General features: G+C 56.5%; 13 protein-coding genes and 1 pseudogene. 11 read left to right on the forward strand and 3 right to left on the reverse strand.

Going from position 1 to position 15,172, the window contains the following annotated elements; genetic code table 11:
- Window positions 1–23: 23 nt before the first annotated feature.
- Window positions 24–1,073: a cell division protein ZapE gene (gene zapE / locus HMPREF2879_RS08880; RefSeq protein WP_049327058.1), complete on the reverse strand. Its 1,050-nt coding sequence runs from the start codon at window positions 1,071–1,073 to the stop codon at window positions 24–26.
- Between the two features lie 731 nt (window positions 1,074–1,804).
- Between zapE and HMPREF2879_RS08885 the strand changes: the two genes are divergently transcribed.
- From HMPREF2879_RS08885 to HMPREF2879_RS08930, 11 genes and pseudogenes are all read left to right on the forward strand, one after another.
- A complete protein-coding gene (locus HMPREF2879_RS08885; protein ID WP_049352945.1) occupies window positions 1,805–2,521 on the forward strand; it encodes a DUF6318 family protein in 717 nt (238 codons plus the stop codon).
- A gap of 536 nt (window positions 2,522–3,057) precedes the next feature.
- A complete protein-coding gene (locus HMPREF2879_RS09565; RefSeq protein WP_053088877.1) occupies window positions 3,058–3,720 on the forward strand; it encodes a hypothetical protein in 663 nt (220 codons plus the stop codon).
- A gap of 180 nt (window positions 3,721–3,900) precedes the next feature.
- Window positions 3,901–4,617, forward strand: coding sequence for a DUF6318 family protein (locus HMPREF2879_RS08895; RefSeq protein WP_070506560.1), 717 nt, complete (start codon window positions 3,901–3,903; stop codon window positions 4,615–4,617).
- Between the two features lie 47 nt (window positions 4,618–4,664).
- Entirely contained in the window at window positions 4,665–4,970 is a 306-nt protein-coding gene (locus HMPREF2879_RS09570) for a hypothetical protein (RefSeq protein WP_239662341.1), read from the forward strand.
- A 21-nt stretch (window positions 4,971–4,991) separates the two neighbouring features.
- Window positions 4,992–5,393, forward strand: a pseudogene (locus HMPREF2879_RS09575) (DUF6318 family protein); the annotation flags it as partial.
- Window positions 5,394–5,441: 48 nt separating this feature from the next.
- Window positions 5,442–6,179 carry a DUF6318 family protein gene (locus HMPREF2879_RS08905; protein ID WP_065423891.1) on the forward strand — a complete coding sequence of 246 codons (738 nt, stop codon included), beginning with the start codon at window positions 5,442–5,444 and terminating at the stop codon, window positions 6,177–6,179.
- Between the two features lie 267 nt (window positions 6,180–6,446).
- Window positions 6,447–7,457, forward strand: coding sequence for a YeiH family protein (locus HMPREF2879_RS08910; protein ID WP_070543211.1), 1,011 nt, complete (start codon window positions 6,447–6,449; stop codon window positions 7,455–7,457).
- Between the two features lie 250 nt (window positions 7,458–7,707).
- Window positions 7,708–8,208 (forward strand): Cys-tRNA(Pro) deacylase, encoded by a 501-nt coding sequence (ybaK, locus tag HMPREF2879_RS08915; RefSeq protein ID WP_070506566.1) that lies wholly within the window; start codon window positions 7,708–7,710, stop codon window positions 8,206–8,208.
- An 87-nt stretch (window positions 8,209–8,295) separates the two neighbouring features.
- Window positions 8,296–8,772, forward strand: coding sequence for a peptide-methionine (R)-S-oxide reductase MsrB (msrB, locus tag HMPREF2879_RS08920; RefSeq protein ID WP_070543214.1), 477 nt, complete (start codon window positions 8,296–8,298; stop codon window positions 8,770–8,772).
- 213 nt (window positions 8,773–8,985) lie between these two features.
- Window positions 8,986–10,251 carry an HRDC domain-containing protein gene (locus HMPREF2879_RS08925; RefSeq protein WP_070635362.1) on the forward strand — a complete coding sequence of 422 codons (1,266 nt, stop codon included), beginning with the start codon at window positions 8,986–8,988 and terminating at the stop codon, window positions 10,249–10,251.
- Between the two features lie 197 nt (window positions 10,252–10,448).
- A complete protein-coding gene (locus HMPREF2879_RS08930; protein ID WP_070635364.1) occupies window positions 10,449–10,988 on the forward strand; it encodes a Rieske (2Fe-2S) protein in 540 nt (179 codons plus the stop codon).
- A 201-nt stretch (window positions 10,989–11,189) separates the two neighbouring features.
- Here the strand turns inward: HMPREF2879_RS08930 and dxs are convergent, their stop codons facing one another.
- Both dxs and HMPREF2879_RS08940 read right to left on the reverse strand, forming a co-directional pair.
- On the reverse strand, window positions 11,190–13,262 hold the full coding sequence (gene dxs / locus HMPREF2879_RS08935) for a 1-deoxy-D-xylulose-5-phosphate synthase (RefSeq protein ID WP_083309649.1): 2,073 nt from the start codon (window positions 13,260–13,262) through the stop codon (window positions 11,190–11,192).
- Between the two features lie 237 nt (window positions 13,263–13,499).
- Window positions 13,500–15,137: a class I SAM-dependent RNA methyltransferase gene (locus HMPREF2879_RS08940; protein ID WP_070635366.1), complete on the reverse strand. Its 1,638-nt coding sequence runs from the start codon at window positions 15,135–15,137 to the stop codon at window positions 13,500–13,502.
- Window positions 15,138–15,172: the final 35 nt, after the last annotated feature.

Raw genomic sequence — 15,172 nt, forward strand, 5'->3', positions numbered from 1 at the left:
GGTTTCGCCGCGTCAGGCGGCGGCTACTCAGATTCGCCGAGCATGCCCTCACGAGCCAACGCAGTCAAACGAGACACCGCACGGAAATACTTCTTCTGATAACCACCAGCCAGCATCTCCTCAGTAAACACCTTGTCAAAAGGCACACCCGAAGAAACAATCGGCAGGTCCTTGTCATACAGGCGGTCAGCCAACACCACAAAACGCAACGCCACCGACTGCTCAGTAATCGGGTGAACATCACGCCACGCAATACCATCTAGACCATCGATCAGCTGACGGTAACGCGACGGGTGCACCTTCGCCAGGTGCTCCACCAGGTCAGCGAAGTTATCAACACCAACAGTCTGGCCGCCGAACACTTCCTCAACCTTCGCATCAAACGCATCATCAGCAACAGGCTCCGGTGCAGCAGGCAGGCCACGGTGACGGAAATCCTCACCATCCACACGGTGAACCTCAAACTGCGAAGCAAGCACCTGAATCTCACGCTTAAAATCCTCAGCCGCAAAACGGCCCTCACCCAGCGCACCAGGCAGCGTGTTCGAGGTCGCCACAAGCTTCACACCAGCATCCGCCAGCTCACGCATCAGACGAGACATGAGCACAGTATCACCCGGATCATCCAGCTCAAACTCGTCAATGCACACCAGCTTGTAGCTGCTCAACGCCTCAACCGTCTTACGGAACGTCAACGCACCCACCAGGTTCGTGTACTCCACAAAAGTACCGAACGCCTTCGGGCCATCCACATAATGCCACAGCGACGCCAACAGGTGAGTCTTACCCACACCAAAACCGCCGTCAAGGTACAGGCCAGCCTTCGTCGAATCCTTCTTCTTGCCACCAAACAGGCGGCCAAAGAAACCGGCACCAGCGCCGCCACCATTAATCTTGTCGCCAAAATCCTTCAGCTTCTGCACGGCCTCAGCCTGCGACGGCTGATTCGGATCAGGAATGTAGCTATCAAAAGACACTTCACCAAAACGCTCAGAGGGGCGGAAACCCGCCAGCAACTCATCAGCAGAAACGCGAGGGATGCGGTCGGTCAAATGTACGGTCGTGGTGGGCACAAAAACTCTTTTCTTCAGTGACGGCGATGTGACTTCCGCTTTAAGTGTAGTACTGTCTAACATCCCGCGTGAGGCGTATGAGTTGCCCGCCACATTACGGGCATGAGGAGGGGTGTATGCGGGGTGCGTCAGGGGTGGTGGTAGGGTGCGGGGCCGCTCTGTTTTGTTTGGGCTAGGCGGGCCAGTGGCGTCCGAGCACGGAGGCTGAGGTGGAGTGTGTTTTGGGCAGGGTCTGTCTTGGGCGGATGCAGTGTTCGATAGGTTAGTGTCTTCGCCGTGGGTTTTAAACCCGCAGCGAAGACAGTAACCTATCGAAACGGCCAGTTACCCGCCGCCGGTGAAAACTCAGTAATGACCTAGCAATTTCAGCCATGACTTAGCGTCTTTGGCAATGGCTAAAACCCCAGCCTGAAGTCACTAACTCATGGTCGAAGTCCGTAACTCATGACCGAATTTCCGCAGGCACGGCGCCTCCGCGGGCGCAGAGACATTTGATGCATAAAGCAATGAAATATCCGAATAGTGATGTTTCGTTGCTATAGCACCCAAAAGAATGCAAATGACCGCAAACATGCGGTAGGGTGGTAACTGTAGTGCTCCATAGCGCATTGATGCGCTTGATGGGCGCGCTATGGAGCTGTTTTCTTCCGGCAGTCAGTTTGACCTGCAAAAAAGCGGCCCGACTAGTAACTAAATGACACACCATCACCGACGATAGGAGCGTATTCTCTATGGATTCGACCATTTTCAACCGCCGCGCCCTGCTGGGTAGCGGCGCACTTGTAGGCCTTGGCGCCTTGCTTGCGGCGTGTGACCAGCAGGCAAATAATGAGGCGGCAGCGACTGCATCTGCTGCGCCGAGCGAGACCGCTTCGGCGTCTGCGGCAGCTACTGAGTCACCTTCAGCGAGTACTACCCCTAAACCGAAGGTTACTCGCGGATACTCAGGACAGTCCAAGGCACCCGATGGTGAGTACCGTAAGGCAGACGGCTACGGACCCGCGCAGAATGTCCCCAAGCCTCGTAATGAGCCCGCTCAGTATCCTGAGACCGAAGAAGGCCTCAATCGTATGATGGAGGATTGGGTCAATGCCCATAACTACGCAATTCAGACTGGTGACTGCTCCTATGCCTTCAAGTATGTAACAGAAGATACTGAAGAATATGGGTTCTACAAATATATTGAAATACTTTACAAAAATGGCGGATGGGCTGTAGATTCCCTAGATTCGTACCAGAGTGAAAGCGCCCTATTTTATGATGAATCTAAGAAAATCTATCGCATGAAAGTCCGCAGAATTTGGTCAACTGAAATATACATTGAATCAAATGGAGATATAACGAGAAAGGCAAACACTGATACAAGTGACGATACTTTCTACTTCCTTTATACCTATTCTAATGGTTATTGGAAAATAATCGACAGCAAGTACGAGAACGAACTTTAGAGGCTAATTGAAATATGAAGAACATTAGCAAAATATCTACGCTTTTTATACTTTCAACATTAATTGTATCTACCTTAAATATCCCCCCAGCATTAAGCAGTGAGTGCACCACGGGAGATTCAAATGGACATTGTGTTAAAGTCTCCAAAGATAAGCAAGTTCCGAGCTCAAATCGCAAAGGAAACAAATCCGAGAATAATACGCAAGACTTAGTAAAAGCTAATTCAACTCCATCAGGATCAGCAATTTCTCCAGAAGAGGCAGTCCAAAAATGGAATGAAGAACATCCAATACAACTCGATGGAGCAAATCAAACATATCGCGCAAGTAGCGTCAAAGCCCGACAAGCCGGAGATGCAGAATGTCATACAGAACCAGACCATCGTCCTGGCCACTACGTCATAGGATCACTACCCCTGGGAGATAACGCTAACAGAATACCCAACCAGGTCGGCGGGCGCTACTGCGTACCCAATGACACTAAAACCCTCACCTCCAACAATCCTGAACAGCCCAAGGGCCCTTCTCCTGAGGAAATGCTCCAAGAAGTTGAGGACCAATTCGCTAACACCAACATCCAGGCCCCCGTACTGAAGCAGTCCTACAACCTTGGCACCGGCCTGGGTGAAGATAACCCCAACGTCTACAAGAACCAGGCCGTCAACTTCTACGTCGATGCACCCACCGCACGTTGGGAAGGCGACCTGATGATTGGCCACGTTGAGATGGAGTCCTACCCCACCCAGATGACCATCCAGTACGGCAACGGTGACGAGGGCAGCTTCTACACCATGGGCAAGCCGGTTAGCAGGGCACGTGGTGAAGAGTCACGCAAGACCGCGACCAGTTATACCTACAAACGTTCAGGTAATTTCCATGCGTACGCGACCGTTTCTTATTCTGGCCGTTTCCGTGTTGACGGTGGCGATTGGCAGGCTCTGGATGTCGTTTTGACGAAGGAAACTGTCGATCCGCTGCTGATTCGTGTGTGGTGGGTTGATGTGGGTCGTGTCGGCGGCACCTGCGATGAAGACGACACTCGTTGGGGTTGCAAGAACGATCCCACGATGGGTAAGAAGGATAACCCGAACCCACGCCTGCGCAAGGCCGATATCCGTACCGGTCAGCGCTGGCACCTGAACGATAGCGGTGACGGGGATACGGAGTATTCGTTGCACCGCGACTGGCCCGACATGTAAAGCCCCCCGTGGGTCTTACGTTGAGAAGCCACATGTTCGCCGAGAAGCCACGATAATGGTGGCTTTTCGAAACACATGTGGCTTCTCAGCTATTGGATTCTTCTCTGTGGTTGGTTAGTCTTCCGGTTTCTAACCAGCCCCCCTATTCACACTTCACACCGATACGAGGAATGTATTTCCATGACTTCCGTTTTTCTTACCCGCCGCGCGATGTTGAGCGGCGGCGCACTTGTGGGCCTGGGGGCCCTGCTCGCAGCCTGCGGTCAGCAGGCCGCTAACGAAGCGGGTGCTTCGGCGTCCTCAACCGCTACACCGAGCGAGTCGGCGTCGGCTTCTGAGTCGCCTTCGGCAAGCGCTACCTCAAGAGTAACTCGCGGGTATTCAGGTAATTCTAAAGCTCCTGACGGAGAGTACCGTAAAGCCGATGAGTACGGTCCTGCGCAGAACGTCCAGGAACCCCGCAAGGAACCCGCACAGTACCCTGAGACTGAACAAGGCCTCTACCGCATGATGAAGGACTGGGTTGTTGCGCACAACTACGCTATCCAGACCGGTGACTGCTCCTACGCGTTCAAGTACATCACGGAAGATGCAGAAGAATATGAGTTCTACCTGTATATTCAGGGTCTTTATCAGCGCGGTGGTTGGACTGTTGATGGTCTGGATAGCTACCAGCCAGAGGGCCCGCTCATCTACGATGAGGCGAAGAAAAAGTACCGTATGCTACATCGCCGGTTCTGGAGCACTGTTATGTACGTGGAATCTAATGGCCACCTCACAATGAAGGCTAACACTGAGACTAGTGACGATACTTTCTATTTCCTTTTCACCTACTCTGATGGCTATTGGAAGATTGCTGGAAGTAAATCAGACGAAGAATTGCAAAACGAGAAATAGCCTTTTCCTTTAACTCACCACCACCCCGATACGAGGAATTTATTTCCATGACTTCCGTTTTTCTTACTCGCCGCGCAATGTTGAGCGGCAGCGCAATGTTGAGCATTGGTACCCTGTTCGCAGCCTGCGGCCAGCAGGCGGCTAATGAGGCGGTAGCCGCCGCCTCCGCAGCACCGAGCGAAACCGCTTCGGCGGTTGCGGCAGCATCTGAGTCGCCTTCGGCAAGCGCAACCCTGAAGCCGGTCGTTACCCGCGGCTACTCCGGCGGTTCCAAGGCACCTGACGGCGAGTATCGCAAGGCAGACGGATATGGTCCTGCACAGAATGTTCCTCTTCCGAAAGCAGAGCCGTAGCAGTACCCCGAGTCTGAACAAGGCCTCTACCGTATGATGAAGGATTGGCTTGTCTCCCATAACTACGCGATTCAGACCGGTGACTGCTCCTACGCTTTCAAATACGTTACGGACGAATCTGAAGAATACGGATTTTACCTGTTCATTGAGGACCTTTACCAGAACGGCGGGTGGACTGTTGACGGGCTGGATAGCTACCAACCCCAAGGCCCGCTCATCTACGATGAGGCGAAGAAAAAGTACCGTATGCTACATCGCCGGTTCTGGAGCACTGTTATGTACGTGGAGTCTAATGGTCACCTTGATATGCAGGCTAATACTGACACCAGCGACGATACTTTCTACTTCCTTTTCACCTACTCTGACGGCTATTGGAAAATTGCTGGCAGTAAAACGGAAGAGGAATTGCAAAACGAGAAGTAGCCTTTTCTTTTGATTCACATACCACACCGATATAAGGAATCTACTTCCATGAATTCTGTTTTTCTTACCCGCCGCGCAATGTTGAGCAGCGGCGTGATGCTGAGCCTTGGCGCTCTGCTTGCGGCCTGCGGCCAGCAAGCCACCAACGAGGCGGCAGCCACCGCCTCCACCGCACCAAGCGAATCGGCTTCGGCGTCTGCGGCGGTTTCCGATGCCGCTTCTGCATCGGCTACTCCGAGCCCAGTCATTACCCGCGGCTACTCTGGAGGCTCGAAGGCACCCGACGGCGAATACCGCAAAGCTGATGGTTACGGCCCTGCGCAGAATGTTCCTCTGCCGAAAGCCGAGCCGCAGCAGTACCCCGAAACCTTCGCTGGACTCCGTGAGATGATGCGTGACTGGATTAAGGCACGCAACTACGGTATCCAGACCGGTGATATGCAGTATGTATGGCCCTACATGCTGGACACTTTTGATGAGGACATTAAATTCCTGCACTACATCGAGGATCTTTACAAAAGCGGTGGCTGGGTTATCGAAGGCACCTCAGAATACCAGGCCGAAAGCGATCTGATGTATGACGAAGAAGCCAAAGAATATTGGACTCTCACGCGACGCTTGTGGACTTATGGCATGTACGTAAACCCCAATGGCAAGGTGTATGAGCGTACTAATACCAGCAACGAAAATGAAATATTTATGTTCCGCTATAAGTATCAGAATGGCTACTGGCGACTCTCGGAGCATCGCTCGAATAAGGAGCTACGTGAGCAGGGAATTATCTAGTAGCCCTTTGCAACTCACGCACCACACCGATACGAGGAATGTATTTCCATGACTTCCGTTTTTCTTACACGCCGCGCAATTACATGCAGTATGTATGGCCCTCTATGCTGGATACCTACGAGAAGGATATTAAGTTCCTCAAGGATATCGAAGGCCTTTATCAGCGCGGAGGCTGAGGTGGTGCGCTCCCCGGGCCGGGTCTGTATTCCTACTTTCTAGTTTACCAAATAAGACTATAATAAGGAGTGTTTATTCTCGGAGGTTTTTATGTCATTTCTATCAAAAAATTGGGCAGGACTGTCAGTCTGTCTGATCATTTCTATCATCTCTTGGGTTTTAGGAGGATTTCTGCCTGTTGTGGGAGCACCTGTTTTCGCCATTTTTATCGGAATGATTCTCCATCCCTTTCTCACTTCCTATACACAACTGGATGCCGGTTTGACTTATAGCTCCAAAAAATTGCTTCAGTATGCTGTTATTTTGCTTGGGTTTGGACTCAGTATCTCACAAGTTTTCGCAGTTGGAAAATCTTCCCTTCCTGTCATCATTTCGACCATTTCTATCGCTTTAATTATTGCTTTCTTTTTCCAACGCTTTTTTAATCTGGATACAAAGCTTGCTACCTTGGTCGGTGTAGGTTCTTCTATCTGTGGCGGTTCTGCCATTGCAGCGACTGCTCCTGTTATTCACGCCAAGGAAAAAGAAGTGGCCCAAGCCATTTCTGTTATCTTTTTCTTCAATGTCTTGGCAGCTCTTATCTTTCCGACTCTAGGTTCTTGGCTCCATCTTTCCAACGAAGGTTTTGCTCTCTTTGCGGGTACTGCGGTCAACGATACTTCCTCTGTGACAGCTACTGCTAGTGCCTGGGATAGTCTTTACAATGCAAACACTCTTGAGCCTGCAACTATTGTCAAACTGACACGTACTCTAGCTATTATCCCTATCGTTCTCTTCCTCTCCTATTGGCAAAGCCGTCAACAAGGCGACAACCAAGGAGTGAAGCTTAAAAAAATCTTCCCCGTTTTCATTCTCTACTTTATCCTAGCTTCTCTGCTAACTACTCTTCTCACATCTTTCGGTGTCAGCACTAGCTTCTTTTCACCTCTCAAACAACTCTCCATATTCTTCATCATCATGGCTATGAGTGCTATTGGTCTCAAAACCAACCTCATTGCTATGATCAAATCCAGTGGAAAATCCATTCTTCTTGGAGCCCTTTGCTGGATTGCTATCATCTTGACTAGTCTTGGCATGCAATTACTCATCGGTATTTACTAAGAAAAAAGGGAGCCTAAAGGCCACCTCAGAACGTAGACAAATCAGATGGATTTTGGACTGTCGTTGGCTCGCTTTCTCAAGAGCAGCTGAAGGAAAAAGGGCTACTGAAATAACCCCATAACCATTGAGAAGCCACATGTGTTTCGAGAAGCCACCATTATTGTGGCTTCTCGAAACACATGTGGCTTCTCGGCGCATAGGTATCAGCGCATAGGTATCGGCGCGTGGTGACTTCCGTAAAATGGTATCTATGGCTAAGAAAACTAAAGGTAAGAAGAGCGGCGCAGCAACCGCCGCCGTAGCACTGCTGACCGAAACGAACACCCCCTTCCAGATGCGCGAATACGAGCACGTTGAGGGCGTCACCTCCTTCGGTGAAGAGGCCGCGAAGAACCTCGGCGCCTCCGAGGAGCAGGTGTTCAAGACCCTGCTGATTGTGCACGAGAAGGATTTCGCGGTCGCAATCGTACCCGTGTCTGGCAAGCTCAACGTGAAGGCGGCCGCCGCAGCCCTCGGCTGGAAGAACGCCTCCATGTGCGACCCGAAGGTCGCCGAACGCCGCACCGGCTACGTGGTCGGAGGCATCTCCCCGCTGGGCCAGAAGACCCCCTCCCCCACCCTGCTCGATGAGTCTGCGCAGCTTTTTGACACGATCATGGTCTCTGGCGGTAAGCGCGGCCTGGACGTTGAGCTCGCCCCGGACGACCTGCTGAAGCTCACCAACGGCAAGTACGCTGACATCCGCGCTTAGTCCGCGCTCAGCGGGAATAATCCGCCCGGCCGCGGCGTTACATATACCGTAAGAGCCTGGGCATGAGAGCAAACTGAAGGAGTCATGATGGGCAATTCGCTACCTGGCGTGGGTGCTATCGCCAAGAACTGGCGTGAAGTCCTCAAGCCTGAAGAGTACGCTGTTCTGCGTGAGGGCGGCACCGAGCGCGCGTTCACGGGCGAGTACTGGAACACCCACACTGAGGGTGTGTATTCGTGCCGTGCTTGCGGTACGGAGCTGTTCCGTTCCGATCAGAAGTTCGATTCGCATTGTGGTTGGCCGTCGTTTTTCGCGCCGCTGGCTGAGGACCGTGTGCGTTACCTGGAGGACACGACGTTCGGTATGCGCCGTGTGGAGGTGCGTTGCGCCGCCTGCGATTCGCATCTGGGTCACGTGTTTGAGGGTGAGGGTTTTCCGACTCCCACGGATTTGCGGTATTGCATTAATTCGGTGTGTCTGACGCTGACCCCGGCGGGTGAGGCACAGCCTAGTGAAGCACAGCCTGGTGATACTCCGGTTGACGAGGCGGAAGCCGCCGAATAGAGCCCGGCAAGCCCCCTCGCGGGCGTACCGGTGAACCCCTTATTGTGAGTATCTCTAAATTCGAGGCTTTAAGCTCGGGCGGGTAGAATGGCGTAGTGCCTTCGCGGGCACGCCACCCCGCCCGGGCTCATGTTTGCTCGGGCGTGCGCCTACCCGGGCATCTGGCGCATCATATGGGCGCGTCGAATCAGACAGAGGAAAAGGATTGAGTGCATGAGTACCGCAGCTGAACAGAATGCCGCAGGCACCCCTCAGCTGACCCTTAACGGTATCGAAGTTCCGGACGTTGTTCCTCTGGAGGCCCCTTCCTCACCGATTCCGACTCTCATCACCACTGAGAGCGGTCTGCGTCGTGCCGCTGAGCAGTTGGCGGCGGCGTCCGGCCCGGTGGCTGTTGATACGGAGCGTGCCCAGGGCATCCGCTACGGTTCGCGTGCTTTTTTGGTGCAGCTTAAGCGTGAAGATCAGCTGTACCTGATTGACCCTGAGGCGTTTAAGGATTTGCGCATTATTAACGATGCTCTGGCGGATGCTGAGTGGGTTATTCACGCCGCAATTCAGGACTTCCCGAGCCTGGATATGCTCGGTATGCGCCCGAACCGTCTGTTTGATACGGAGCTTGGTGCGCGTCTTGCCGGTCTGGAGCGCGTGAACCTGGGTGCGACCGTTGAGGAGCTTCTCGGCTATAAGCTGGCGAAGAAGCACTCGAAGGAAGACTGGTCGCGCCGCCCCCTGCCGGAATCCTGGTTGAACTATGCTCTGCTGGACGTTGACGTGCTCATTGATTTGCGTGATGCGTTGGAGGATTTGCTCCGCCAGCAGGGTAAGCTGCAGTACGCTCTGGAGGAGTTTGAGTACCTGTGCAAGACCCCGGTGAAGGATCCGACGGATCAGCCGGAGCGTTGGCGTAAGACGAAGGGCCGCACGATGTTGCGTTCGGTCAAGCAGCTGACGGCGCTGCGTAACCTGTGGCTTGAGCGTGACTCGCTGGCACGTAAGAAGGACGTCGACGCGAAGCGTCTGCTACCTGATTCTGCGATTGTGGAGGCGGCACGCACCATGCCGCGTAACGTTCCCGCCATCATGGCGATCCCCGGTTTTCAGACGCGCGGTCTGCGTCGTGAGGGCCCGCGCTGGGTGCGTGCTATTGCCGCGGCGGCACGCGGTGAGAACGCTGTACCGTTCACTTTGCCGTCGACTGCCCCGCCGCCGTTGAAGGCGTGGGAGTCTAAGCGCCCCGAGAACTTGGCGTTGTTCACCGAGGTTCGTCAGGCAATTGATGAGCTCTCTGAGGAGCTGACCATTCCGGCGCAGAACCTGATCACGACCGATTATGTTCGCCGCCTCTGCTGGGAGCCGCCGGCTCGTTTTGACGAGCAGACCCTGCGGGATGCACTCGCCGAGTACGGTGCGCGTTCGTGGCAGACGGGTCTGGTTGCCCCCGTGATCGCGCCGATTTTTGCCCGCCACTTGGGGTAGATTTCTCTAACGCTGAATAGATGTGTGTGCCGGTTGGGTGTGTTGCTGATGCGACCACCCGACCGGCATTTTTGTGCCTCGGGAGTGTGCCTCAGGATTTTGTCTCGGGAGCAAACGTGAACCAAGCTTAGCCTGCTCTCATTCGATTTTTATCCCAAACCGGCATAGGGTGGAGAGAGTACACGAAAGGAACCACCATGCCCGCGCCCAACGGATGCTGCCGCTCTCAGAAGGCATGCGCCTCCCCCGCTGCATCTGCCGCAGTTGAATCTAATGCCGTCGACACCGCAGTCGATACCGCAGCAACTGAATCTTCTGCGCGCGTCTTTTCCCGCCGCGCAACCCTCATCACCGGTGCCGTCGCATCCGGTGCGTTGCTCGCCTCCTGCGCTGAAGGTGACTCCAACGTTACCGCACCCGAAGGCACCGTTGAGGTGGGTTCCGCCTCGGCAGTGGGTGTGGGCAAGGCGGCACGCCTGACCCACGGCTCCACGACCGTTATCGTCTCCCAGCCGTCCGCGGGTGAGTACAAGGCGTTCAGCACCGTGTGCACCCACCAGGGCTGCCAGGTGCAGGTGCAGGATTCCAACCGCATCGTGTGTCCCTGCCACGGCTCCGAGTACGCCGTAGCTGACGGCTCGGTCGTGCACGGCCCTGCAGAGGAGGCACTGACCAGCTACCCGGTGCAGGTGAAGGGCGGCAAAATTTTCGTCAGCGGCACTACTAACAATTCCTAAAACCACTACTTCTCATGCTCATAAGCTCAGGCGCTGGCCGATAGCGCCCCGTACAGTGGATACAGCATAGTGCATACGGCAAAGCCCCGCCCATCACAATCGATGGGCGGGGCGTTAATGTCTATACTGTGTCCGTCGCTAAGCGCCTGCTATTGCGGCGCGCTACTAAGAGAAGCTCAGGCGGCACTCAGATACGACCGCTTAGCGGGTGTGTCGCGGCTTCTGACCCTCTTCACGAGCGAACGGAACCTTATCGCCAGCCAGTTGCGCACGCAAATCCGCGATAATGGTTTCGGCGGTCAGGCCGACCTCCTCCAGAATCTGCTCGCGAGAAGCGTGCGGAATGAACTCCGCCGGAAGACCCAGCTCACTCAGCGCGGTATCCACGCCAGCCGCACGCATTTCCTGGCGGATGCGCGAACCCACGCCGCCGGAACGCACGCCGTCCTCAATGGTCACCACAATGCGGTGATCACGAGCCAGCTCAACGACCGAAGACGGCACCGGCATCACCCAGCGCGGGTCAACCACGGTGGACTGGATGCCCTCGGCGGCAAGCACCTTGGAGGCTTCCAGAGCCACGCGGGCCATAGCGCCCACGGCAACGAACAGCACGTCACGCTGACCGGTTTCCGGGTGGGGTTCACCGGTGCGTGCCAGCACGTCCACGCCGTCGCTGCGGCGCTCCAGGGCGGGAATGTCCTCGCCCACGGAGCCCTTCGGGTAGCGAATCACGGTCGGTGCATCGTTAATAGCTACAGCCTCACGCAGCTCTTCGCGTAGGGTCGCGCCATCACGCGGAGCCGCCAGGTGCAGGCCCGGAATGAACTGCAGCATCGCCAAATCCCACATGCCGTGGTGGCTTGCGCCGTCCGGGCCGGTAATGCCGGAGCGGTCCAGCACCACGGTCACGCCCGCCTTGTGCAGGGCAACGTCCATGAGCAGCTGGTCAAAGCCGCGGTTCAGGAAGGTTGCGTAGAGGGCAACCACCGGGTGCATGCCGCCGTACGCCAGGCCGGCGCTCATCGCCACGGCGTGCTGCTCAGCGATACCTACGTCAATAACGCGCTCGGGGTGGCGTTTCTGGAATTCGCGCAGACCCACGGGGATGAGCATCGCGCCGGTAATACCGACGACGTTCTCCTGCTCATCCGCAATATCCGCGATTTCGCTACCGAAGACACCGGTCCACGACTCGGAGGTGCTGGTCGAAACATCCTCACCGGTCAGCGGGTCAATCTGGCCCACCGCGTGGAACTGGTCGTCCTCATTCGCGCGGGCGGGCGCGTAGCCGTGGCCCTTCTCGGTAATGGCGTGCACAATCACCGGGCCGGCGTAGTTCTTCGCCGCGGTCAGTGCGTTCTCCACAGCCTGCTGGTCGTGGCCGTCAATGGGGCCCACGTACTTCATGCCCAGGTCTTCAAAAATGCCCTTGGGTACGACGACGTCCTTAATGCCCGCCTTCATGCCGTGCAGGCCGCGGTACACCATCTGACCAACGGGGCCGCCGCGCTGCAGACCGATGCGCACCGCATCCAGGGCGTGGTCGTAGCGGTGATCGAGGCGCACGCGATCCACCTGCTGCTGCACACCGTGCTTCAGCTCAGACAGCTGGTTCGCAAAACCGCCAATGGTCGGCGCGTAGGAGCGGCCGTTATCGTTGACCACAATCACGACCTTGCGGGTGCGGTCGGCAGCAATATTGTTCACAGCCTCCCACGCCATACCGCCGGTCAGCGCGCCGTCACCAATGAGGACCACGGTGTAGCGGTCATCTTCACCGTTGAGCTTGTGCGCGCGAGAAATACCGTCAGCCCACGAAATCGAGCTGGAGGCGTGCGAAGAAGCAATAATGTCGTGCTCAGACTCGCCACGATCCGGGTAACCGGACAGGCCGCCCTTCTGACGCAGAGTCTTAAACGCGTGACGACCAGTCACCAGCTTATGCACATAGGACTGGTGGCCGGTGTCGAAAAGAATGTTGTCCTTGGGAGATTCGAAGACACGGTGAATGCCGAGGGTCAGCTCCACAACGCCCAGGTTCGGGCCCAGGTGACCGCCGGTCGCCGACACGTTCGTCACGATGAACTGGCGGATCTCCTTAGAGAGCTCCTCCAGCTGCTCGTAGCTGAGGTTCTGCAGGTCCGCCGGGCGCTGAATACCCGGGAGCAACTTAGCAGTGGCGCCATCGCCAATGCTGTAGTCGGCGGTGGGTGCGCCACCGGCGGCGCTATTCGGGGTCTCCTCCTGCGGCAATGCGTTTTCAGCGGACATACACCCACACTCCTCAAGGTCGGGGCACGGCTCATTCCGTGCGTTGGTTCTTCAATGATTCTACCGTTTACGATGCCAAAAAGCAGATTTATGCGCCCGCAGAGCAAGACGCACCGGGTTGAGCGAAAACGGCCTGAAATAACCCCTAGTGGGCAGGCTGGTGAACAGCCCAACCCGTCCAACACGGCGATTATTTGCTGCTTTGTTACGGCTACTAGCCTCGCGCTACTCTCCGCACTACTTGGTGCGGCGGCGGCGCGGACGAGGCTTCGCCGGGGCACGCTCAAAAAGCGCAACCGTCTCCACATGATGCGTATTCGGGTACATATCAAACGCCCGAAGCTGCACCATATCCCAACCCAGCTCACGCAAAATACCGGTGTCACGACCCAGGGATGCCGGATCGCACGCCACGTACAGAATACGCTTGGGGTCCAGCGCATCCAGGCGTTCCAGGGTGGTGCGGTTCGCGCCCTCACGGGACGGGTCAAGGACCACCGCATCAATGGCGGGGATTTCGCCAAACTCAAGGGCGGTCTTCAAATCGACCAGGTGGCGTGCCACATCGCCGCGAATCACCTCAATGCGGGTGTCCGCAGAGTTCTCGGTGCGGGAGCAACCATCCGGCGCGAAGTTCGAGCGCGCATCCTTATGGGTCACCGGGGAGCCCTCAATGCTGACCACGGTACCGGTTGCGCCCACGGCGTCCGCGAGCGCGGCGGTGAACAGGCCCGCGCCAGCGTACAGGTCGAGGGTGCATTCGCCTTCCTGCGGGCGGAGCATGGTGAGCATGGTTCCGACCATGGTGGAGGGGGCGGCGCGGTGAATCTGCCAGAAGCCGCCGGCGGATACCTGGTAGCTGAATCGGCGGGAGCCGAAGGTGACTTCTTCGGTGACGGAGCGCAGGCCCGCGCCGAGCAGCTGGTCGCCTTCGGGTACGCGGCGGTAGGGGCTGTGGGCGGAACCGGGGCGGCGGCGCTTGGGCTTGCCGTTGGAGGTGGACTGCGGGGTAAAGAACAGCGAAATCTTGCGCTTGGCGAGCAGACCCCAGGCGTCGGATGCCTGCTGTTCGATGTCCTTAGCGACCTCCTCGACGGAGAAGCGCGGGTCGACGATGAACTGCAGCAGGACCCTACCGCGGGAGGAGACGGTCGCCTCGACTTCGCGTACGCCGCGCAGGTTCAGCTGTTCAAGCTGCAGGTTACGCAACTCGGTGGCGGCGAGGGGAAAGTCGACGACCGGTACGGGCTGGGAGGCGCGGTACGGGTGCATGCCGACGCGCCAGGTGACGGCAGGGCTCTTCTTGCCGCCGTTCTGCTCTTCGCTATTGTGCGCGCGGACCTTGGTCACGTTGTAGCGCACGCGGCTACGCCAGGACAGACCCTCGTTGTTATCGCGCAGGGGCAGCTCTTCAACCATGAGGTTGGTCAGCAACGGCGATTCGAGGGGCAGGCCGCCCAGGCGGTTGATTTGGGTGCGGACGATATCGGTCTTGTAGCATCGCTGCTCATCCAGGTTGATGTGGCCGTACTCCATGCCGCCGAGTAGTTCGGGTACGCCGGTTGCTGCGGCGCGTTCCTCTTCGGTGGCGAGCGCATCCGCCTGAATCCAGGGGTGGGCACGGCGCGCCAGGGAGGGTACGGGTACGGAAATAACGTCCGCGAAGTAGAAGCGGCGCTTGGGGCCGATTGCGGTGATGCGCACTTCAGCCTGTTCGCCGACGATGCCGTGACGCACAAAGATGACGCCCTGTTCGGTGCGCGCTACGAAGGCGCCGCCGTGTGCGGGTGCCTCACAGGTGACGGTGAGGGTCTGCCCGACGCTGTATCCGTCTACTTTTTTGGAGGCGGCAGGCGTGGTAGCAGTGTGAGTCACAGCATTGTCTCCTAAAGAATCACTTAATGTGAACT

Source organism: Rothia sp. HMSC069C04, assembly GCF_001812895.1.
Classification (GTDB): Bacteria; Actinomycetota; Actinomycetes; order Actinomycetales; family Micrococcaceae; genus Rothia.

Coding starts and splice junctions, on each gene's coding strand:
- HMPREF2879_RS08885 (WP_049352945.1), top strand. CDS start 1,805: ATGGATTCGACCATTTTCAACCGCCGCGCCCTGCTGGGTAGCGGCGCA.
- HMPREF2879_RS09565 (WP_053088877.1), top strand. CDS start 3,058: ATGCTCCAAGAAGTTGAGGACCAATTCGCTAACACCAACATCCAGGCC.
- HMPREF2879_RS08895 (WP_070506560.1), top strand. CDS start 3,901: ATGACTTCCGTTTTTCTTACCCGCCGCGCGATGTTGAGCGGCGGCGCA.
- HMPREF2879_RS09570 (WP_239662341.1), top strand. CDS start 4,665: ATGACTTCCGTTTTTCTTACTCGCCGCGCAATGTTGAGCGGCAGCGCA.
- HMPREF2879_RS08905 (WP_065423891.1), top strand. CDS start 5,442: ATGAATTCTGTTTTTCTTACCCGCCGCGCAATGTTGAGCAGCGGCGTG.
- HMPREF2879_RS08910 (WP_070543211.1), top strand. CDS start 6,447: ATGTCATTTCTATCAAAAAATTGGGCAGGACTGTCAGTCTGTCTGATC.
- ybaK (WP_070506566.1), top strand. CDS start 7,708: ATGGCTAAGAAAACTAAAGGTAAGAAGAGCGGCGCAGCAACCGCCGCC.
- msrB (WP_070543214.1), top strand. CDS start 8,296: ATGGGCAATTCGCTACCTGGCGTGGGTGCTATCGCCAAGAACTGGCGT.
- HMPREF2879_RS08925 (WP_070635362.1), top strand. CDS start 8,986: ATGAGTACCGCAGCTGAACAGAATGCCGCAGGCACCCCTCAGCTGACC.
- HMPREF2879_RS08930 (WP_070635364.1), top strand. CDS start 10,449: ATGCCCGCGCCCAACGGATGCTGCCGCTCTCAGAAGGCATGCGCCTCC.
- dxs (WP_083309649.1), bottom strand. CDS start 13,262: ATGTCCGCTGAAAACGCATTGCCGCAGGAGGAGACCCCGAATAGCGCC.